We start from the raw sequence: 21,805 nt of genomic DNA on the forward strand, positions 1-21,805 counted from the left end.
ATTTTTTGTCAAAAAGATAGAAATAATTTCTAAATTCATATATGATTTAAAGTGAAAGACTTTGAATAGAGGTAGGTAGTTTTGTTAAAAAGACTAAAAGAAAAATCAAATGATGAAATCGTTCAAAATACAATTAACAAGAGAATTAACTTTATATTTGGTGTGATTGTATTTATTTTTGCAGTACTAGTACTACGTTTAGGTTATTTACAAATCGCACAAGGCTCACATTATAAACAAATTATAAAAAATGATGAAAACATTACAGTGAATGAGTCTGTGCCAAGAGGTCGTATTTTAGACAGAAATGGGAAAGTTTTAGTTGATAATGCTTCTAAAATGGCTATTACATATACTAGGGGTCGAAAAACAACACAATCGGAAATGTTGGATACGGCTGAAAAGTTATCAAAGCTAATCAAGATGGATACTAAGAAGATTACAGAACGTGATAAAAAAGATTTCTGGATTCAGTTGCATCCTAAAAAAGCAAAAGCAATGATGACAAAAGAACAAGCTATGTTAGCAGATGGAAGTATTAAACAAGATCAATATGATAAACAACTGTTATCGAAAATCGGAAAATCACAATTAGATGAATTGTCTTCTAAAGATTTACAAGTTTTAGCCATTTTTCGAGAGATGAATGCAGGAACAGTTTTAGATCCACAAATGATAAAAAATGAAGATGTCAGTGAAAAAGAGTATGCAGCAGTTTCTCAGCAACTTTCCAAATTACCAGGTGTTAACACGTCTATGGATTGGGATAGAAAATACCCATATGGCGACACTTTAAGAGGTATATTCGGAGATGTATCGACACCTGCTGAAGGTATTCCCAAAGAATTGACAGAACATTACTTATCCAAAGGATATTCACGCAATGATCGTGTTGGAAAATCTTACCTAGAATATCAATATGAAGATGTATTGCGTGGTAAGAAGAAAGAAATGAAATACACAACGGACAAATCTGGTAAAGTTACATCTTCAGAAGTGTTAAATCCTGGTGCTCGCGGTCAAGATTTGAAATTGACGATCGATATAGATCTTCAAAAAGAAGTAGAAGCATTATTAGATAAACAAATTAAGAAGCTTCGCAGCCAAGGTGCAAAAGATATGGATAATGCTATGATGGTTGTACAAAATCCTAAAAATGGAGACATTCTTGCGCTTGCCGGAAAGCAGATTAATAAGAGTGGTAAAATGACTGATTATGACATTGGTACGTTTACTTCTCAATTTGCAGTTGGATCTTCTGTAAAAGGTGGAACATTATTAGCTGGTTATCAGAATAAAGCTATCAAAGTTGGAGAAACAATGGTCGATGAACCATTACATTTCCAAGGTGGTTTGACAAAACGATCATACTTTAATAAAAACGGGCATGTATCTATTAATGATAAGCAAGCTTTGATGCATTCATCAAACGTATATATGTTTAAAACAGCATTAAAATTAGCGGGAGACCCTTATTATTCTGGTATGGCTTTACCATCAGACATAAGTTCACCTGCCCAAAAGCTAAGAAGAGGATTGAATCAAGTAGGCTTAGGTGTGAAAACAGGTATAGATTTACCAAATGAAACAAAAGGTCAAATCGAACCATTAACAAATAATCCAGGTAATTATCTAGATTTATCAATTGGTCAATATGATACCTATACACCATTACAATTATCACAATATGTTTCAACTATAGCGAATGATGGTTATAGAATACAACCACACATTGGATTAACGATTCATGAATCAACTAATAAAGATGATGTTGGTCCACTCAAGAAGAAAATTAATGGCACTGTCTTGAACAAGGTTAATAATACTGAAAAAGAAATCAAACAAATTCAAGAAGGATTCAAAATGGCATTTAATGATAAAGATGGTACTGGATATGTTAGTTTTAAAGATACAGTAGTGCCTACTGCTGGTAAAACTGGTACCGCTGAAGTGTTCCAAAACGGAGAGCCAAGAGTTAACTCTACTTATATAGGATACGCGCCAATTGATGATCCAAAATTAGCGTTTTCAATTGTATATACAAATCAGCCTGTACCACCACCATGGTTAACAGGTGGAGACTTAGGTAGAGATGTAATTAACTACTACTTTAAGCAGTTAGGTAAAGACGATAAAAATAAAGACAAAGACAAATAAAATTTAACCTGACGATTATGTAGCGCATGGTTGTAAAATTTTAACTTTGCAAATATTATAGATGTTGGTATAATAATAAAGTCGTATTTAGAAATGATAAGGAGGAATAACCATGCGCGTAAACGTAACTTTAGCTTGTACGGAATGTGGTGACAGAAACTACATTACAACTAAGAACAAAAGAAATAATCCAGAACGTGTTGAAATGAAGAAATTCTGTTCACGTGAAAACAAACAAACTTTACACCGTGAAACAAAATAATCATTAAAATTAAATTTAAATTAACAATAAAAAAGGTGAAATCTCAAAATAAGAGGTTTCACCTTTTTAATTGTGCACACGTATGAAATGATAAAAGATTTTCAATTGAAATAATAAATTTTAGAATTGTCGCATAATTCATCATGACAACATAATGACATGTATTGTTATTAACGATATAATAGAATTGAATAAAGTGGGTGATAATGTGACTAAAAATGAGATTAGAAAATATATTTTACATAAAATGAAGACTTTTAATAAAGCTGAAAAGCGAAAAGCAGACACATGGTTAAGAAATCAATTTTTTGCAACTGAAGAATACAAAGAAGCAAACGCAATTGCGCTAGTTCTTTCTTTTAATCATGAAGTAGATACTTTTTCTATTATTGAACAAGCCTTAATGGATCATAAACGTATTTTTGTGCCGAAAATGGATTATTTAAATCATCAAATGACTTTTAAAGAGATATTTAATCTAAAAGATATTGATGTAGATAAGAAGGGGATTTACTATCCAACTTCAAAAGGTGAAACAACGAATAACCTAGATTTAATTGTTGTTCCTGGTGTTGGATTTCAAGACGATGGATATAGAATTGGGTATGGTGGTGGCTATTATGACAGGTTTTTAGCTAATTATCAGACAAAGACAATAAGCTTATTATACGATTTTCAAATAACATCATTTGAACCGGAATCATTCGATCAACCAGTCGATAAATTGATTATATATCAATCAGCATAGTGGAGGACTAAATGAACATAGACAAACAATTTTGGAAAACAATATATTATTGGATTAGGTACTTGAATTTTGATATTGTCAGTAGGGAAAAAGATGACCAAGAAATTTGGTTAGCCCATAAAAGAAAAAAACAAGTAGTCATTTTTAAACAACATATCAAGTCTACCCAAGAAATACGTTTTGACAAAGCGAAAGTGCTTGAACACAAAGATGAAATAGCAAATTTTATTTCTTTCGAACCACAAAGTTTTGAATTTTATTATTTTACAGAATCGGAATTTTCAGAAGAACAATTAAATGAAGTTTCGACAATTAGAATTAAATTCAATGTTATAAGACACACAAAAGATTTGATAAAGCATATGCCGAATATATTTTTGGCTAGACTTATTTCAGAAGATAATGATAAAAAGACATATATGTTCTATAAACGCAAAGTATTAACCGATAACTTTTTAGATAAATATATGCAGAAATTTTCACCGGCAACATACACAATAATATTTGTAAATGTCTTAATATGGTTATGTATGATTTTATATTTAAATAATTTTTCGGATGTAAAATTATTAGATGTTGGCGGGTTAGTGCATTTTAATGTCGTACATGGTGAGTGGTATCGAATTGTTACATCGATGTTTTTACATTTTAGTTTTGAACATATACTTATGAATATGCTTTCATTATTTATTTTTGGTAAAATAGTCGAAGCAATTATTGGTTCATGGAGGATGTTAACTGTATACTTTATTGCAGGGCTGTTTGGAAACTTTGTATCACTATCATTTAATACGACTACAATTTCAGTTGGGGCTAGTGGTGCTATATTCGGTCTGATCGGATCAATTTTTGCGATGATGTATGTTTCAAAAACATTTAACAAAAAAATGTTAGGACAGTTATTAATTGCATTAGTGATATTAGTTGGTGTTTCTCTGTTTATGTCAAATATAAATATTGTGGCGCATATTGGAGGCTTCATTGGTGGTTTATTAATAACTTTAATTGGCTATTACTATAAAGTGAATCGTAATATTTTTTGGATTTTACTAATCGGTATGCTTGTTATATTTATTGCACTTCAAATTAGAATTTTTACAATTAAAGAAGATAATATTTATAATAAATTGATCAAAGATGATATGACTAGTGGTAATTATGATAATGCTCAAAATATTGTGAAGCAGACAATAAATAAAAATTATGCCGATGATCAAACATATTATTTAAGTGGTATGATTATGGCTACTATCAATTCTAAGTCTGAAGGTATGACAGAATGGGAGCGAGGACTTAGAATGTTTCCTAAATCAGGTTTATTAAATTTTGAGTTAGCGATAGCAAATCGTTCATTAAATGATGATGAAAAAGCATTAAAATATGTGCGTAAAGCATTAAATGCAGACCCTAAAAATACAGATTATATTAACTTAGAAAAAGAGTTGACTAAATCAAATGAGTCGAAAAATAAATAACTTTTATGATGTACAACAGTTATTGAAAAGTTACGGATTTCTAATATATTTTAAAAATCCAGAAGATATGTACGAAATGATTCAACAGGAGATTTCATCATTGTATCAATATGAACTGTTATCTAAGGAAGAATATTTGAAATGTACGTTGATAATTAATCAGAGAAGGAATGAACAGAAATGACAAAAATTATTTTAGCAGCTGATGTAGGCGGGACGACTTGTAAATTAGGTATTTTCACACCTGAATTAGAACAATTACATAAATGGTCTATTCACACTGATACATCTGATAGTACAGGTTATACACTTTTGAAAGGAATTTATGATTCGTTTGTTGAAAAAGTAAATGAAAATAATTATAATTTTTCAAATGTACTTGGCGTAGGTATTGGTGTTCCAGGTCCTGTTGACTTTGAAAAAGGTACAGTAAATGGAGCAGTAAACTTATATTGGCCAGAAAAAGTTAATGTACGTGAGATTTTTGAACAATTCGTTGATTGTCCAGTGTATGTAGATAATGATGCTAACATAGCTGCTTTAGGGGAGAAACACAAAGGTGCTGGTGAAGGTGCCGATGATGTTGTTGCCATCACACTTGGTACAGGACTAGGTGGAGGAATTATTTCAAATGGTGAAATCGTACATGGTCATAATGGCTCTGGCGCAGAAATAGGTCATTTTAGAGCAGACTTCGATCAACGATTTAAATGTAATTGTGGTCGTTCTGGATGTATTGAAACAGTTGCTTCAGCGACAGGCGTTGTTAACTTAGTCAACTTCTACTATCCGAAGTTGACGTTTAGATCTTCTATATTAGAATTGATTAAAGAAAATAAGGTTACAGCAAAAGCTGTTTTTGATGCGGCTAAAGCTGGTGACCAATTCTGTATTTTCATAACTGAAAAGGTTGCAAACTATATTGGATATTTATGTAGTATTATTAGTGTTACAAGTAATCCGAAATATATCGTTCTAGGTGGAGGAATGTCTACTGCAGGACCTATTTTAATTGAAAATATTAAAACAGAATATCATAATTTAACATTTGCACCTGCTCAATTTGAAACTGAAATTGTACAAGCGAAATTAGGTAATGATGCAGGTATTACAGGAGCAGCAGGATTAATCAAGACCTATGTATTAGATAAAGAGGGGGTAAAATAATGGCTATTGTTGATGTGGTTGTTATTCCAGTTGGAACGGAAGGTCCGAGTGTTAGTAAATATATAGCAGATATTCAGAAAAAACTTCAAGAATATAAAGCGATGGGTAAAATTGATTTTCAATTAACACCAATGAATACTCTAATTGAAGGTGAATTAAGCGATGTATTAGAAGTTGTGCAAGTGATACATGAATTACCTTTTGATAAAGGTTTAAGTAGAGTTTGTACAAATATCCGTATTGATGACCGACGAGACAAATCTAGAAAAATGAATGATAAACTAACATCAGTACAAAAACATTTAGAAAATAGTGGTGAAAACCTATGAGGATTTCAAGCTTAACTTTAGGCTTAGTTGATACTAATACGTATTTCATCGAAAATGACAAAGCTGTTATTCTGATTGACCCTTCAGGTGAAAGTGAAAAAATTATTAAAAAATTAAACCAAATAAATAAACCATTAAAAGCTATTTTATTAACACATGCACACTTTGATCATATCGGAGCAGTCGATGATATAGTTGATCGATTCGATGTCCCGGTTTATATGCATGAAGCAGAGTTTGATTTTCTAAAAGATCCCGTTAAAAATGGAGCAGATAAATTTAAGCAATATGGATTACCAATTATTACAAGTAAGGTAACTCCTGAAAAGTTAAACGAAGGTAGCACAGAAATAGAAGGATTTAAGTTTAATGTGTTACACACACCTGGACATTCACCAGGAAGTTTAACATATGTGTTTGATGAATTCGCAGTTGTTGGAGATACATTATTTAATAATGGAATCGGACGTACAGATTTATATAAAGGTGACTATGAAACGCTAGTTGATTCTATTCAAGATAAAATATTTGAATTAGAAGGCGATTTACCTTTATTCCCTGGACATGGTCCATATACGACGGTTGATGATGAACAATTAAATCCATTTTTACACGGTTAAATTGAAGTAATAAAAACACCTCCTACGTGATTATATGTAGGAGGTGTTTTTTTGAAGATTCTATTTCAAGAAATAATTAATAAAGCGATAGAAATGAAAGCGAGTGATGTACATTTTATTCCAGTTAAAAATGAAGTAAGTATTAAATTTAGAATTAATGATAACTTGGAGCAGTATGAACAAATTGGGAATAGCATTTATCAAAAGTTATTAGTTTATATGAAGTTTCAAGCTGGGCTTGATGTTTCTACACAGCAAGTCGCACAGAGCGGTCGATATAGTTACCATTTCAATAAAATATATTTTTTGAGAATATCAACTTTACCATTGTCACTTGGCCAAGAAAGTTGTGTTATCAGAATTGTACCTCAATTTTTTCAACAACAGAAATCAACTTATAAATTCAATGATTTTAAACACCTCATGAATAAGAAACAAGGATTACTATTGTTTAGTGGGCCAACTGGTTCAGGAAAGAGTACATTAATGTATCAAATGGTCTCATACGCGAATAAAGCCTTGAATTTAAATGTAATTTCTATAGAGGATCCTGTAGAGATGCAAATTCCTGGTATCGTGCAAATTAATGTGAATGATAAAGCTGGCATTAACTATGTAAATTCGTTTAAAGCTATTTTAAGATGTGATCCTGATGTTATTTTAATAGGTGAAATCAGAGATAAAGATGTTGCCAAGTGTGTTATACAGGCTAGTTTAAGTGGTCACCTTGTTCTGACTACATTGCATGCAACTGATTGTAAAGGTGCTATTTTAAGGCTATTAGAAATGGGCATTTCTGTACAAGAATTGATACAGGCAACTAACTTAATTATAAACCAACGACTTGTAACTACTATTAAGCAACAGCGACAATTAGTATGTGAAATTCTATCTCAGCAACAACTCCGATATTTCTTTTCCCATAATCATTCATTACCATCATCATTTAAGAACTTAGAAGATAAACTTGATGATATGACAAAAGCAGGTGTCATTTGTGAAACTACAATGGATAAATACATTTAAACTACATTCTAAGAAGCGACAATTAAGTAAGGCCCAACAAATCGATTTACTTTCAAATTTATGTAATTTGTTGAAATATGGTTTCACTCTGTATCAAAGTTTTCAATTTTTAAATCTTCAAATGACATATAAAAATAAGCAATTAGGTACCACCATTCTAAGTGAAATTTCAAATGGTGCACCATGCAATAAGATATTATCACTGATAGGTTATAGCGATACTATCGTCCTGCAAGTATATTTGGCAGAAAGATTTGGCAATATCATAGACGTTCTAGAAGAAACCGTAAATTATATGAAAGTGAATAGAAAGTCAGAACAACGATTGTTAAAGACACTGCAATACCCCTTAATACTAGTTTCTATTTTTATTGCTATGATTATTATATTAAACCTCACAGTAATTCCACAGTTTCAACAATTATATACTTCTATGAATATTCAACTATCTTCTTTTCAAAAAACATTGTCTTTTTTCATTACCAGCTTACCTACTATAATTGTAGTAATGCTCATAATAGTATCTATGTTGGCTATTATTATGAAATTAATTTATAACAATTTAAATATGCTCAATAAGATAAACTTTGTGATGAAACTACCGCTAATATCAGGCTATTTCCAATTATTTAAAACTTATTTTGTAACTAATGAATTAGTGTTGTTTTATAAAAATGGTATTACACTTCAATCAATAGTAGACGTTTATATTAACCATAGTAGTGATCCATTTAGACAGTTTCTAGGTAAATACTTATTAACTTATTCAGAAATGGGATATGGTTTGCCTCAAATTTTAGAAAAACTAAAATGCTTTAAGCCTCAATTAATTAAGTTTGTGCTACAAGGTGAAAAGAGAGGGAAGCTAGAAGTAGAACTAAAGTTATATTCGCAAATATTAGTAAAACAAATAGAAGATAAAGCGATAAAACAGACTCAGTTTTTACAGCCTATTTTATTTTTGATTTTAGGTTTATTTATTGTCGCAATTTATTTAGTAATTATGTTACCGATGTTTCAAATGATGCAAAGTATAAAATAATGGAGGTTAATATATGTTTAAATTTCTTAAGAAAACTCAAGCGTTTACATTGATAGAGATGCTATTAGTGTTATTAATCATCAGTTTATTATTAATTTTAATCATTCCAAATATTGCTAAACAAACTGCTCACATACAATCAACAGGTTGTAATGCACAGGTAAAAATGGTTAATAGTCAAATTGAAGCGTATGCATTGAAACATAATAGAAATCCATCGTCTATTGAAGACTTAATTGCAGATGGTTTTATAAAAGAAGAGCAAAAGACATGTAAATCAGGAGAGACAATAACAATTAGTAATGGAGAAGCAGTTGCAAATTAGAAAACAGTCAGCATTTACTATGATTGAGATGCTTGTGGTAATGATGTTAATCAGTATATTTTTACTTTTGACATTGACATCTAAAGGATTAAGCAATCTTAGAGTAATAGATGATGAGGCAAATATCATTTCTCTTATTACTGAATTGAATTATATTAAGTCGCAAGCTATAGCAAATCAAGGATATATCAATGTTAGATTTTATGAAAACAGTGACACTATTAAAGTAATAGAGAATAATAAAATACGATTTCTAAAACTAAAAGTAGGCAAAATAATTAATGTTGCAAAAGTTAATATTATTGCCTTTGATAAAAAAGGGAATATCAATAAATTTGGTAGCATAACAATTGATAATAACAATTCAATTTATAGAATAATATTCCATATTGAAAAAGGAAGAATTCGTTATGAAAAGCTATAAGTGTAAAGGATCATTCTTAATAGATAGTATGGCTGGATTTTTGCTTATTGGATTGATTACATTACTATTGATACCAATGATGAATCAAATGCAAGCGAGTATAAACCATAAACTACAAACAATTGATGCTTCTAAAGTAATTTTGACGACTGTATCTAAAATTAATAAAGAAGAACTTAAGAAGGGGGTAACTATAGGGAAATATGATATTAAGCAAAGTGACCAACAAATTTGTGCTATTTCAAAAAATACCACTTCTTATCAAAAGACATGTATACAGTATTAATGTCAAAGCTTTTTCGCTAATTGAAATGTTAGTAGCGATGATGGTTATAAGTATAACTTTACTAATTGTTCCAGACTTAATTAGACTTAACAAAACTTTTCTAATTGAAAGTAGGGAATTAACAACTGTAGATTTCGAATTTTTCTCAAGAGATATTCTAGAGGATTTTAAAGGTGTAGATAGAAACGATATTGAAATTAGGCAACAGCGTATCATTTTACATAAAGGTGAAGAAATGATCGAATACAAATTAATAAATAATAAAATTATTAAAGTTGTAAATGACAGAGGAAATATAACAATGATTAATAATGTTACAGCATTTACTGCAAATATCTACTATAAATCTATTATTAAAATAACGATAACAGTTAAAGTCGGTACAAATCTGCAGACTAAAACAATTTATGTATAACTTACTAGAATTTAAATGAGTACTATTAAAAAGGACGTGAAATAATTTATTAATTTTGATTTATATAAAGAAAAAGGATATGTTACGCCGTTCTTATTGATGCTAACAGCAATTTATTTTTCCATTTTCACTTTTTATATCAGTCAATATAGTTTAAAATTAAAGACATTATATAATATTGAAACTGACTATAACTATAAGATTGTTTTGTTATTGAAAGAAGGGAAAACGCATGAATCATGATAAATCACCAATAATTTTAATTGGTTTCATGGGTACCGGTAAATCTACGATTGGTAAATACGTTGCAGATGAGCAAAATTTATCATTTATTGATATAGATTCATATATCGAAGAAAAGTATAAGTTAACAATACCAGAAATATTTAGTAAACATGGTGAACAATATTTCAGGAATTTAGAGTTCACATGTTTGCAAGAATGTATTAACACTGCAGATATAATTGCTACTGGTGGTGGTATTATTGAAAGTGAAGAGGTATTTAATTTTTTGAAAAATCAAAAAAACATTATTTGGTTAGATTGTAATATTGATATTATATATAGTCGAATCAATGATGACCCACATCGACCTAATGCAAATAATAAGACAATCAAGCAGTTAAATGACTTGTATTGCTCGCGGATTTTAAGATATAATGAAATCGCATTCAAGAAATTTGATAGTCATTTGCTATCAATTTCAGAAATATATTATGAATTGCTAAATTTAATAAAAGCGAGTGATCAGTATTAGAGAGAATAGAGCGTTAAGACTCTATCGCCGAAGGTGCAAGTAATTTATTACGAAACTCTCAGGCAAAAGGATAATACTGTAACGCGTTCCTGAATTGGTGATTTATAAACAGGGTAGCGATTGCTATCCTGTTTTTATAATTTTAAGGGGGTATTTCAATGTCAAGTGATTTAAAACAAACACCTTTATATCAAAATTATGTTGATAGAGGTGCAAAAATTGTGGAATTCGGAGGATGGGCGATGCCTGTTCAATTTTCAAGTATTAAAGAGGAGCATAATGCTGTTCGATACGAAATTGGCCTGTTTGATGTTAGTCATATGGGTGAAATTGAAGTGACAGGTAAAGATGCTAGTCAGTTTGTGCAATATTTATTATCAAATGATACTGATAATTTAACTACTTCAAAAGCATTATATACTGCTTTATGTAATGAAGAAGGCGGTATTATTGATGATTTAGTAATATATAAATTAGCTGACGACAATTATTTATTAGTTGTTAATGCTGCTAATACTGAAAAAGATTTTAATTGGATTTTAAAACACAAAGAGAAATTTGATGTTGAAGTACAAAATGTATCAAACCAATATGGTCAATTAGCAATACAAGGACCAAAAGCTAGAGATTTAATTAATCAATTAGTTGATGAAGATGTAACTGAAATGAAAATGTTTGAATTTAAACAGGGTGTCAAATTATTTGGAGCGATCGTCATTTTATCTCAGTCAGGTTACACAGGTGAAGATGGGTTTGAAATTTATTGTAATATCGATGATACTGAAAAAATTTGGGATGGTTTATTAGAGTATAATGTTATGCCATGTGGGTTAGGCGCTCGTGATACATTAAGATTAGAGGCTGGATTGCCATTACATGGACAAGATTTAACTGAATCAATTACACCATATGAAGGTGGTATCGCTTTTGCAAGTAAACCATTAATTGATGCTGATTTTATTGGTAAATCTGTATTAAAAGATCAAAAGGAAAATGGTGCACCAAGAAGAACAGTGGGATTAGAATTACTTGAAAAAGGAATTGCAAGAACTGGTTATGAAGTTATGGATTTAGATGGAAATATTATTGGAGAAGTAACTTCAGGAACACAGTCTCCATCATCAGGAAAATCAATTGCACTTGCAATGATAAAAAGAGATGAGTTTGAAATGGGTAGAGAGTTGCTTGTTCAAGTTCGTAAGCGTCAATTAAAAGCGAAAATTGTTAAGAAAAATCAAATTGATAAATAATTAAAAAGGGGTGTGCATTGTGAGTCATCGTTATATACCTTTAACTGAAAAAGACAAGCAAGAAATGTTACAAACAATTGGTGCAAAATCTATAGGAGAATTATTCGGTGATGTACCAAGTGGCATTTTATTAAATAGAGATTTAAATATTGCTGAAAGCGAAGCGGAAACAACGTTACTTAGAAGATTAAATCGCATTGCAAGCAAGAATATCACTAAAGAAACGCATACATCATTTTTGGGTGCTGGTGTTTATGATCATTACGCGCCATCAGTTGTGGATGCTATGATTTCAAGATCAGAATTTTACACAGCATATACGCCATATCAACCGGAAATTTCTCAAGGTGAATTACAAGCCATTTTTGAGTTCCAAACTTTAATTTGTGAATTAACAGATATGGATGTAGCAAATTCTTCTATGTATGATGGGATGACTAGCTTTGCTGAAGCATGTATTTTAGCATTTAGTCAAACAAAGAAAAATAAAATTGTAGTCTCAAAAGGTTTGCATTATCAAGCATTACAAGTACTTCATACTTATGCTAAGACGCGTAAGGAATTCGAAGTAGTGGAAATCGATTTAGATGGCACTGTTACAGATTTGAAAAAATTAGAAGCAGCAGTGGATGATGATACAGCAGCTGTTGCAGTTCAATATCCAAACTTCTATGGTTCAATTGAAGATCTTGAAAAGATTCATAGCTTTATTGAAGATAAAAAAGCATTATTTATCGTATATGCAAATCCATTAGCATTGGGATTACTTACACCTCCAGGTTCATTTGGTGCAGATATTGTTGTAGGTGATACTCAGCCATTTGGAATTCCTGCTCAATTCGGTGGGCCACATTGTGGATATTTTGCAACGACGAAAAAGTTAATGCGTAAAGTACCAGGTAGATTAGTCGGTCAAACACAAGATGATGAAGGTAATCGTGGCTTTGTATTAACATTACAAGCACGTGAACAACATATTCGACGCGATAAAGCGACATCTAATATTTGTTCTAACCAAGCATTAAATGCCCTAGCGTCATCAATTGCAATGTCAGCACTTGGTAAACAAGGTATCTATGATATTGCAGTTCAAAATATAGAACATGCTAACTATGCTAAACAACAATTTATTAAAAAAGGTTTTGAAGTATTAGATGGTACATCTTTCAATGAGTTTGTAGTCAAATTTGACAAACCAATTCAACAAGTTAACGAGGAATTAGTGAAGTACAATATTATCGGTGGTTTTGATTTAGGTGTTGTTTCAGACGACTTTAAAAATCACATGTTAATAGCTGTAACTGAATTAAGAACAAAAGATGAAATCGATACATTTGTAGAAAAGGCTGGTGAGTTAAATGACTAGTAAATCAAGTCCATTAATTTTTGAAAGATCTCGTGAAGGCAGATATGCATATTCATTACCAATAAGTGATATTAAAACAAATTCTGTTGAGTCATTGTTAGATGATAAATTTATTCGTAAAAACAAAGCGGAGTTTCCTGAAGTTGCTGAACTAGACTTAGTACGTCATTATACTGAACTTTCAAATAAAAATTTCGGTGTAGATAACGGATTTTATCCATTAGGTTCATGTACGATGAAGTATAACCCTAAAATTAATGAAAAGGTTGCTAGAATACCAGGATTCAGTGAATCACATCCATTACAAGATGAAGACCAAGTTCAAGGTTCATTAGAAATTATTTATAGTTTACAAGAAGAATTAAAAGAAATTACTGGTATGGATGAGGTAACATTACAACCAGCTGCTGGTGCACATGGTGAATGGACTGCATTGATGATATTTAAAGCTTATCATGAGAATAATGGTGAAGGTCATCGTGATGAAGTCATTGTGCCAGATTCTGCGCATGGTACGAATCCAGCCTCAGCTTCATTTGCAGGATTTAAATCAGTTACTGTAAAATCAAACGAACGTGGCGAAGTTGATATTGATGACTTGAAACGTGTTGTAAATGAAAATACAGCAGCTATTATGTTAACTAATCCAAACACTTTAGGTATTTTCGAAAAAAATATTATGGAAATCCGTGAAATCGTCCATAATGCTGGTGGTCTATTATATTATGATGGTGCGAATTTAAACGCTATTATGGACAAAGTTCGCCCAGGAGATATGGGATTTGATGCTGTTCATTTAAACTTGCATAAAACATTTACTGGTCCACATGGTGGCGGCGGTCCTGGTTCAGGTCCAGTCGGTGTAGTAAAAGAACTAGCAAGTTACTTACCAAAGCCAATGGTTATTAAAGATGGCGACAAATTTAAATATGATAATGACATTAAAAATTCTATCGGACGTGTAAAACCATTTTATGGTAACTTTGGTATTTACTTAAGAGCTTATACGTATATTCGAACTATGGGAGCAACTGGCCTTAAAGAGGTTTCCGAAGCAGCGGTTCTTAATGCGAATTATATTAAAGCACGTTTATCTGAACACTTTGAAATACCTTATAAACAATATTGTAAACACGAGTTTGTGTTAAGTGGTGTTCGTCAAAAAGAATTTGGTGTACGTACTTTAGACATGGCTAAGCGATTATTAGATTTCGGTGTACATCCACCAACAATCTACTTCCCATTAAATGTTGAAGAAGGTATGATGATTGAACCGACTGAGACAGAGTCTAAAGAAACACTTGATTATTTTATCGATACATTAATTAGTATTGCTGAAGAAGCTAAAAATGATCCTGATAAAGTGTTAGAAGCACCATATACAACTGTGATTGATCGATTAGACGAAGCTACAGCTGCTCGTAAACCAATATTAAAGTTTGAAAATCTTAAACAGGAAAAATAAGGTGTTAAACACATATTCCGAGAATTATTATTCTAACTTTGTATGAAGATTTAAGGATAATGGTTTTAAAATCAATTAAAAAAGACAATTTCTATTTGAAAAAGAAAACTAAACCGAAGTAATAACTCTTAGGGTTTGGTATTATTCTTTCATAGAAATTGTCTTTTCACTTTTTAGATTGAGGTAATTGAATCGTATTGAAAATGAGTTGAACTCTCTTTATTATGCAGAAACTAAATTTAATGATCTGTGAAGCTAGAGAAATATAGTAACAGTCTTTGTTAAAAAATTAAAATCCTTTGTTAAAAAATTAAAATCTGAGTATTGTTATTGATGATCAATTAACACTCAGATTTTATTAAATCGTATATTAAATTTACAAAACTATTTTTTAGACTTTATTTTTCCAGTCCATTTTTTATAGCCGCCTTTTAACATATAGATATCTGTATATCCATTCTTTTTCAAAATACGAGCGGCTCTATAGCTAGCAATCCCATTGGCATCACATAAGTATACCGGTTGGTCTTTTCTTAATCCTTGGAATCGTTGCCTGAACATTGTCATAGGAATATTGCGAGACCCATTAATGTGACCGTAGTCATAGTCAACTTTCTCTCTAACATCGATGACTTGAGCTTTTCTAATCCCATTATGGAATTCATTTTGATCTAATTCTTTAACAGCTCGCTTGTTAAGAATTTGTTGAACAATCATATAAGCAATAATTGCTATAACTAAAATTATTGCGATGTACAAACTAGCACTCATCTTGCATCCTCCCTAATTAAACGATAATATAATTATAAGACTGTTAGGTCAAATTATCAAAATATTTCACTAAAGAATTGCAATTATTATTCATTTAGTTAAATTGATTAATTAGCGAATCAAATATTATACATTTTGCTGATAGGAGTTCTTGAATATGACTGAAACTTGGAATTTTATTAATACAGGAAGTAAAGACCCATATTATAATATGGCAATGGATGAAGCGTTATTAAATTTTGTCTCTAGAGGTGAAATTGATCCGGTTATACGTTTTTACACATGGAATCCTGCAACATTATCAATAGGTTATTTCCAAAGGCTACAAAAAGAAATTGATATTGATAAGGTTAAAGAGAAAGGTTTTGGTCTCGTAAGGCGTCAAACTGGTGGCCGTGGGGTGCTTCATGATAAAGAGCTAACTTACAGTGTGATAGTGCCTGAATCGCATCCCAATATGCCTTCTACTGTTACAGAAGCGTACAGAGTGATTTCACAAGGATTATTAGAAGGATTTAAAAACTTAGGATTTGATACTTATTTTGCGGTACCTAAAACGCCTGAAGAGCGTCAAAAATTAAAACAACCTCGAAGTTCAGTGTGTTTTGATGCACCAAGTTGGTATGAGCTAGTTGTTGAAGGCCGTAAGATTGCTGGGAGTGCTCAAACGAGACAAAAGGGCGTAATCCTCCAACACGGTTCGATTTTACAAGATATTGATATTGACGAATTGTTTGATATGTTTATTTATAAAAATGAAAGATTAAAATTAAAAATGAAAGAGGCATTCGTTGAAAAAGCAGTTGCCATCAATGATATTTCAGATGAACACATTACTATTAGTCAAATGGAAGAAGCTTTCGAGAAAGGTTTTAAGAAAGGTTTAAATATAGAATTAAAGCCACTTGAATTAACAGAAGTTCAATTGGCAGAAGTGGAAGAATTAACTGAAAAATATCGTTCAGATGAATGGATGTTTAGAAAGTAGTTTTTAGAATAAAAAATGGAAGCACGTAGACTATTTTAACTACAAGTGCTTCCATTTTTTTATCTATTTTCTTCTTTGATTTCTTTTATACTTACGCATTGCTTTGCGATATTTGCGTTGGTCTTCAGTTAAGATGAAGAAATAATAAATCAGATAAATAATACCAGCTATTACAGCAAAGCTTACTAACATTCTGACGATTGAAAAAATAAAGGCATCTAGATTCATTACTAATCCAATCGCAGCAATTATAAGTACAAGGTAAAATATTATATTACGCATTAAAAGACTCCTATCATGATTTTGCATTTAAGTTTAATTTTGACAACGCTTGTTGTCCTTTTGTAAGTTGTTTTTTATCTTTATTTTGATAGCCATTTTTAATATCATCAAATGCATGATTCAAATCAGAGTTTAATTTATCGATATTTTTAGACGTTTTTTTATCATCATCACTAAGTGATAAACCATCGATAGCATCTTTGTATGAAGTGTGAGCACTTTGAATATCATTAGAAATTTGATTTAATTTCGATTGAACATTCTTATCGCCTTTGTTTTTACTTACATCCTTTTCAATATCGTTATAGGATTTCAAAGCTTTAGCAACTTTGTCGTAGTATGTTGATGTAACATTCATCAATTTAATTTTCGTATTATTAGATGCAGTTTTTTTACTATTTTCTTTATCCTTTTCAAGCCCTTTAATTTTAGATTTAGAATCACTAATTTGTTGATTAAGTTCTTGAATATCTAGTTTGAGTTGATGATTATCTTCTCTTAAATCTGTTGTTTTTTCTTCTAATGGTGCTAAATTTTGTGATCCACATCCAGCTAACAATAATGTTGCGCCAACAATTGAAACCAATTTTTTCATTACTATCTCCCTAAAATCAATATCTATTATTTTTTATCCTTATTATGATATTATTTTAATGTATAAAGTTGAAATGCACAAACGTTTCACTAGGAGGTAATAAGATGAGCAGAATAACACAAGTGCATCGTATTTTAGAACAAAAACATTTAGATGCGATTATCATTCTTTCGGATTACAATAGAAGATATTTATCAGGTTTTACTGGTACCAGTGGAGCACTTATCATATCTAAAGATAAACAATATTTGATAACAGACTTTAGATATATTGATCAAGCAACTAAGCAGGCGCCAAATTATGAAATTATTAATCGTAAATCTACTATCATTGGTGAGATTAAAGAATTGCTACACCAAGAGAATTTTGAAAATGTAGGCTTTGAGGGGCACCATGTGAGTTATGATACATACCTTGAATTAAATAAAAGCCGTATATCATTAATAAGCATTTCTAATACTGTAGATAAAATTAGAGACGTAAAAGATGCTGACGAAATTGCATTGATTCAAAAAGCAGCAGATATCGTTGATGAAACATATGAATACATACTAACGGTTGCAAAAGCTGGTATGACTGAAAAAGAATTAAAGGCAATATTAGAAAGTAAAATGCTAGAATTAGGAGCAGATGGACCATCATTCGATACGATTGTAGCATCTGGTCATAGAGGTGCATTACCACATGGTGTTGCAAGTGACAAAATTATTGAAAAAGGCGACATGATAACATTGGATTTTGGTGCTTATTTCAATGGATATTGTTCAGATATTACTAGAACATTTGCTATTGGAGAACCAGATCCTAAACTGAAAGAAATATATCAAATAGTACTTGAATCTCAAATGAAAGCAATTAATGAGATTAGACCTGGCATGACTGGTGCAGAAGCTGATGCCATTTCAAGAAACTATTTAGAGTCAAAAGGGTATGGAAAAGAATTTGGACATTCACTAGGACATGGTATTGGTTTAGAAATCCATGAAGGGCCAATGCTGGCTCGTACGATACAAGATAAACTTCAAGTTAACAACTGTGTTACAGTAGAACCTGGTGTTTATATAGAAGGTTTGGGCGGTATAAGAATAGAAGATGATATTTTAATTACAGAAAATGGTTGTCAAGTCTTTACTAAATGCACAAAAGACCTTATAGTTTTAACATAAGCGTGTAAAATGAGGAGGAAACTGAATGATTTCGGTTAATGATTTTAAAACAGGTTTAACAATTTCTGTTGATAACGCTATTTGGAAAGTTATAGACTTCCAACATGTAAAGCCTGGTAAAGGTTCAGCATTCGTTCGTTCAAAATTACGTAATTTAAGAACTGGTGCAATTCAAGAGAAAACGTTTAGAGCTGGTGAAAAAGTTGAACCAGCAATGATTGAAAATCGTCGCATGCAATATTTATATGCTGACGGAGATAATCATGTATTTATGGATAATGAAAGCTTTGAACAAACAGAACTTTCAAGTGATTACTTAAAAGAAGAATTGAATTACTTAAAAGAAGGTATGGAAGTACAAATTCAAACATACGAAGGTGAAACTATCGGTGTTGAATTACCTAAAACTGTTGAATTAACAGTAACTGAAACAGAACCTGGTATTAAAGGTGATACTGCAACCGGTGCTACTAAATCGGCAACTGTTGAAACAGGTTATACATTAAATGTACCTTTATTTGTAAACGAAGGTGACGTTTTAATTATCAACACTGGTGATGGAAGCTACATTTCAAGAGGATAATCTCTAATTTGTTAACAAATAGCTTGTATTCACTATACTGATTTAACGTAAGATATTCCAAATAAGTCTCATAAAGCTATTGCCTAAAATGATTATAGGTTATATGCTGATATGAGGCTTTTTATTTTTAAAATAAATTTTAAAATATAAAACGAATCGTCTAATTGGTAGTAAAAAAACATAGACATGAGTAAGGGTATATATCTACATATCATATTGTTGAGGATAAGAAATAATAGCTAATAAAAATAACATTGATATGTTTAACTGAATGCATAAAATTTTTAATCAAGAGTTAAGATGAGTCAATGTTAAGTAATAAATCCACAAGTGTTTTTAATTTGAAATGTGGTTTTATTATAACTTTGGGATAGACCTATAATGTCGCCTGCGATATGAACATGCTTGAATTGAAGAGTTGTCTCAAGTAAAATAGACGGGTAGATGAAAACAAACTGAAGGAGTCAGTAATAATGAACTTTAAAGAAATCAAAGAATTAATTGAAATTCTGGATAAATCAACTTTAACGGAAATCAATATTGAAGATACTAAAGGCAAAGTGACGCTTAAGAAAGAAAAAGAAACTGAGATTATCACGCCACAAATCTCACAAATGCCATTTGAAGCTGCGGCAATGCCTATGCCTCAAGTACAATCAACTGATAACAATAAAACTGAAGCTCCAAAGCCAACTTCAGATAATCACAAAACAATTAATGCACCTATGGTAGGTACATTTTACAAATCGCCATCTCCAGACGAAGAAGCCTATGTGCAAGTTGGGGACACTGTTTCAAATGAAACAACAGTGTGTATTTTAGAAGCAATGAAACTATTTAATGAAATTCAAGCAGAAATTTCAGGTGAAATTGTTGAGATCTTAGTAGAAGACGGACAAATGGTAGAGTATGGCCAACCGTTATTTAAGGTGAAATAATGAAAAAGGTTTTAATTGCAAACCGCGGTGAAATCGCAGTTAGGATTATTCGCGCTTGTCGTGATTTAGGCATCCAAACTGTTGCAATCTATTCTGAAGGGGATAAAGATGCGCTACATACTCAAATTGCTGATGAAGCATATTGCGTAGGTCCCACTTTGTCTAAAGATTCATATTTAAATATTCCGAACATCTTATCTATTGCAACTTCTACAGGTTGTGATGGCGTTCATCCGGGTTATGGCTTTTTAGCTGAAAATGCTGACTTTGCAGAATTATGCGAAGCATGCCAATTGAAGTTCATTGGACCAAGTTATCAATCTATCCAAAAAATGGGTATCAAAGATGTTGCTAAGGCAGAAATGATCAAAGCCAATGTTCCAGTTGTTCCTGGTAGTGACGGTTTAATGAAAGACGTCTCAGAAGCTAAGAAAATCGCTAAAAAAATTGGTTATCCGGTCATCATTAAAGCTACTGCTGGTGGTGGCGGAAAAGGTATCCGTGTTGCTCGTGATGAAAAAGAACTTGAAACTGGCTTCCGAATGACAGAACAAGAAGCACAAACTGCATTTGGTAATGGTGGACTTTATATGGAGAAATTCATCGAAAACTTCCGCCATATTGAAATCCAAATTGTTGGGGACAGCTATGGTAATGTAATTCATTTAGGAGAACGTGATTGTACAATTCAAAGACGTATGCAGAAATTAGTGGAAGAAGCACCTTCCCCAATTTTAGATGATGAAACACGTCGTGAAATGGGAAATGCAGCAGTTCGTGCAGCGAAAGCTGTAAATTATGAAAATGCGGGAACAATTGAGTTTATATATGATTTAAATGATAATAAATTTTATTTTATGGAAATGAATACACGCATTCAAGTAGAACATCCTGTAACTGAAATGGTAACAGGAATTGATTTAGTTAAATTACAATTACAAGTTGCTATGGGTGACGTGTTACCGTATAAACAAGAAGATATTAAATTAACAGGACACGCAATTGAATTTAGAATTAATGCTGAAAATCCTTACAAGAACTTTATGCCATCACCAGGTGAAATTGAGCAATATCTTGCACCAGGTGGATATGGTGTTCGAATAGAGTCAGCATGTTATACTAATTATACGATACCGCCATATTATGATTCGATGGTAGCGAAATTAATCATACATGAACCGACACGAGATGAAGCGATTATGGCTGGCATTCGTGCATTAAGTGAATTTGTGGTTCTTGGTATTGATACAACTATTCCATTCCATATTAAATTATTGAATAACGATATATTTAGAAGCGGTAAATTTAATACAAACTTTTTAGAGCAAAATAGCATTATGAATGATGAAGGTTAATAGGAGGTCAATC

The 21,805-nt window shown here is 31.4% G+C and carries 27 protein-coding genes and 1 riboswitch; of the genes, 24 read left to right on the forward strand and 3 right to left on the reverse strand.

Annotated elements, in window-relative coordinates:
* Nucleotides 1-81: 81 nt before the first annotated feature.
* The 19 genes from NST10_RS02380 to gcvPB all read left to right on the forward strand — a co-directional run bounded on the left by NST10_RS02380 (nt 82) and on the right by gcvPB (nt 15,114).
* On the forward strand, nt 82-2,157 hold the full coding sequence (locus tag NST10_RS02380; protein WP_000919764.1) for a penicillin-binding protein 2: 2,076 nt from the start codon (nt 82-84) through the stop codon (nt 2,155-2,157).
* Nucleotides 2,158-2,269: 112 nt separating this feature from the next.
* The gene (rpmG, locus tag NST10_RS02385; protein WP_001265709.1) at nt 2,270-2,419 is read left to right on the forward strand and encodes a 50S ribosomal protein L33; all 150 of its coding nucleotides are present in this window, start codon (nt 2,270-2,272) and stop codon (nt 2,417-2,419) included.
* Between the two features lie 208 nt (nt 2,420-2,627).
* Nucleotides 2,628-3,167, forward strand: coding sequence for a 5-formyltetrahydrofolate cyclo-ligase (locus NST10_RS02390; RefSeq protein ID WP_000164553.1), 540 nt, complete (start codon nt 2,628-2,630; stop codon nt 3,165-3,167).
* 11 nt (nt 3,168-3,178) lie between these two features.
* On the forward strand, nt 3,179-4,642 hold the full coding sequence (locus NST10_RS02395; protein WP_001017873.1) for a rhomboid family intramembrane serine protease: 1,464 nt from the start codon (nt 3,179-3,181) through the stop codon (nt 4,640-4,642).
* A complete protein-coding gene (locus NST10_RS02400; RefSeq protein WP_000087561.1) occupies nt 4,623-4,826 on the forward strand; it encodes a YqgQ family protein in 204 nt (67 codons plus the stop codon). The genes NST10_RS02395 and NST10_RS02400 overlap by 20 nt, the downstream gene beginning before the upstream one ends.
* Nucleotides 4,823-5,809, forward strand: coding sequence for an ROK family glucokinase (locus tag NST10_RS02405; RefSeq protein ID WP_000161314.1), 987 nt, complete (start codon nt 4,823-4,825; stop codon nt 5,807-5,809). The genes NST10_RS02400 and NST10_RS02405 overlap by 4 nt, the downstream gene beginning before the upstream one ends.
* Nucleotides 5,809-6,138: an MTH1187 family thiamine-binding protein gene (locus NST10_RS02410; RefSeq protein ID WP_001018871.1), complete on the forward strand. Its 330-nt coding sequence runs from the start codon at nt 5,809-5,811 to the stop codon at nt 6,136-6,138. The genes NST10_RS02405 and NST10_RS02410 overlap by 1 nt, the downstream gene beginning before the upstream one ends.
* A complete protein-coding gene (locus NST10_RS02415; protein ID WP_001223008.1) occupies nt 6,135-6,758 on the forward strand; it encodes an MBL fold metallo-hydrolase in 624 nt (207 codons plus the stop codon). The genes NST10_RS02410 and NST10_RS02415 overlap by 4 nt, the downstream gene beginning before the upstream one ends.
* 51 nt (nt 6,759-6,809) lie before the next feature.
* Nucleotides 6,810-7,784, forward strand: a complete 975-nt coding sequence (gene comGA / locus NST10_RS02420) for a competence type IV pilus ATPase ComGA (RefSeq protein ID WP_000697220.1) — start codon at nt 6,810-6,812, stop codon at nt 7,782-7,784.
* The gene (gene comGB, locus NST10_RS02425) at nt 7,756-8,826 is read left to right on the forward strand and encodes a competence type IV pilus assembly protein ComGB (RefSeq protein ID WP_000776412.1); all 1,071 of its coding nucleotides are present in this window, start codon (nt 7,756-7,758) and stop codon (nt 8,824-8,826) included. Before comGA ends, comGB begins: the two co-directional genes overlap by 29 nt.
* A gap of 13 nt (nt 8,827-8,839) precedes the next feature.
* Nucleotides 8,840-9,151, forward strand: a complete 312-nt coding sequence (comGC, locus tag NST10_RS02430) for a competence type IV pilus major pilin ComGC (protein ID WP_000472257.1) — start codon at nt 8,840-8,842, stop codon at nt 9,149-9,151.
* Entirely contained in the window at nt 9,129-9,575 is a 447-nt protein-coding gene (gene comGD, locus NST10_RS02435; protein ID WP_339211021.1) for a competence type IV pilus minor pilin ComGD, read from the forward strand. Before comGC ends, comGD begins: the two co-directional genes overlap by 23 nt.
* Nucleotides 9,562-9,861, forward strand: coding sequence for a hypothetical protein (locus tag NST10_RS02440; protein ID WP_000844413.1), 300 nt, complete (start codon nt 9,562-9,564; stop codon nt 9,859-9,861). Before comGD ends, NST10_RS02440 begins: the two co-directional genes overlap by 14 nt.
* Nucleotides 9,779-10,276, forward strand: a complete 498-nt coding sequence (locus tag NST10_RS02445; RefSeq protein ID WP_001794055.1) for a competence type IV pilus minor pilin ComGF — start codon at nt 9,779-9,781, stop codon at nt 10,274-10,276. Before NST10_RS02440 ends, NST10_RS02445 begins: the two co-directional genes overlap by 83 nt.
* Nucleotides 10,277-10,372: 96 nt before the next feature.
* Complete coding sequence (locus NST10_RS02450; RefSeq protein ID WP_001789879.1) at nt 10,373-10,519, forward strand: hypothetical protein; 147 nt, start codon at nt 10,373-10,375, stop codon at nt 10,517-10,519.
* Entirely contained in the window at nt 10,509-11,033 is a 525-nt protein-coding gene (locus NST10_RS02455; protein WP_001015125.1) for a shikimate kinase, read from the forward strand. Before NST10_RS02450 ends, NST10_RS02455 begins: the two co-directional genes overlap by 11 nt.
* Nucleotides 11,020-11,117: riboswitch (glycine riboswitch) on the forward strand. It overlaps the preceding gene by 14 nt.
* A 74-nt stretch (nt 11,118-11,191) precedes the next feature.
* A complete protein-coding gene (gene gcvT, locus NST10_RS02460; protein WP_000093347.1) occupies nt 11,192-12,283 on the forward strand; it encodes a glycine cleavage system aminomethyltransferase GcvT in 1,092 nt (363 codons plus the stop codon).
* Nucleotides 12,284-12,302: 19 nt separating this feature from the next.
* Nucleotides 12,303-13,649, forward strand: a complete 1,347-nt coding sequence (gene gcvPA / locus NST10_RS02465) for an aminomethyl-transferring glycine dehydrogenase subunit GcvPA (RefSeq protein ID WP_303661271.1) — start codon at nt 12,303-12,305, stop codon at nt 13,647-13,649.
* On the forward strand, nt 13,642-15,114 hold the full coding sequence (gene gcvPB / locus NST10_RS02470) for an aminomethyl-transferring glycine dehydrogenase subunit GcvPB (protein WP_000202178.1): 1,473 nt from the start codon (nt 13,642-13,644) through the stop codon (nt 15,112-15,114). Before gcvPA ends, gcvPB begins: the two co-directional genes overlap by 8 nt.
* Before the next feature lie 384 nt (nt 15,115-15,498).
* Here gcvPB and NST10_RS02475 read toward each other — a convergent pair whose 3' ends face one another.
* Complete coding sequence (locus tag NST10_RS02475; RefSeq protein WP_001276571.1) at nt 15,499-15,885, reverse strand: rhodanese-like domain-containing protein; 387 nt, start codon at nt 15,883-15,885, stop codon at nt 15,499-15,501.
* A gap of 157 nt (nt 15,886-16,042) precedes the next feature.
* Here NST10_RS02475 and NST10_RS02480 point away from each other — a divergent pair, with 157 nt between their 5' ends.
* Nucleotides 16,043-16,873: a biotin/lipoate A/B protein ligase family protein gene (locus tag NST10_RS02480; RefSeq protein WP_000141110.1), complete on the forward strand. Its 831-nt coding sequence runs from the start codon at nt 16,043-16,045 to the stop codon at nt 16,871-16,873.
* 63 nt (nt 16,874-16,936) lie between these two features.
* Here NST10_RS02480 and NST10_RS02485 read toward each other — a convergent pair whose 3' ends face one another.
* Entirely contained in the window at nt 16,937-17,155 is a 219-nt protein-coding gene (locus NST10_RS02485; protein ID WP_001244301.1) for an SA1362 family protein, read from the reverse strand.
* 13 nt (nt 17,156-17,168) lie between these two features.
* On the reverse strand, nt 17,169-17,750 hold the full coding sequence (locus tag NST10_RS02490; RefSeq protein WP_000737686.1) for a hypothetical protein: 582 nt from the start codon (nt 17,748-17,750) through the stop codon (nt 17,169-17,171).
* A 104-nt stretch (nt 17,751-17,854) separates the two neighbouring features.
* Here NST10_RS02490 and NST10_RS02495 point away from each other — a divergent pair, with 104 nt between their 5' ends.
* From NST10_RS02495 to accC, 4 genes are all read left to right on the forward strand, one after another.
* Nucleotides 17,855-18,916, forward strand: a complete 1,062-nt coding sequence (locus NST10_RS02495; protein WP_000087104.1) for an aminopeptidase P family protein — start codon at nt 17,855-17,857, stop codon at nt 18,914-18,916.
* Between the two features lie 25 nt (nt 18,917-18,941).
* The gene (gene efp / locus NST10_RS02500) at nt 18,942-19,499 is read left to right on the forward strand and encodes an elongation factor P (protein WP_000626504.1); all 558 of its coding nucleotides are present in this window, start codon (nt 18,942-18,944) and stop codon (nt 19,497-19,499) included.
* Nucleotides 19,500-19,972: 473 nt separating this feature from the next.
* A complete protein-coding gene (gene accB, locus NST10_RS02505) occupies nt 19,973-20,437 on the forward strand; it encodes an acetyl-CoA carboxylase biotin carboxyl carrier protein (protein WP_001009513.1) in 465 nt (154 codons plus the stop codon).
* The gene (gene accC / locus NST10_RS02510; protein WP_031807135.1) at nt 20,437-21,792 is read left to right on the forward strand and encodes an acetyl-CoA carboxylase biotin carboxylase subunit; all 1,356 of its coding nucleotides are present in this window, start codon (nt 20,437-20,439) and stop codon (nt 21,790-21,792) included. Before accB ends, accC begins: the two co-directional genes overlap by 1 nt.
* Nucleotides 21,793-21,805 lie beyond the last annotated feature (13 nt).

Origin of the sequence: Staphylococcus sp. FSL W8-0305, assembly GCF_037966415.1 — a bacterium.
Lineage (GTDB): Bacteria > Bacillota > Bacilli > Staphylococcales > Staphylococcaceae > Staphylococcus > Staphylococcus aureus.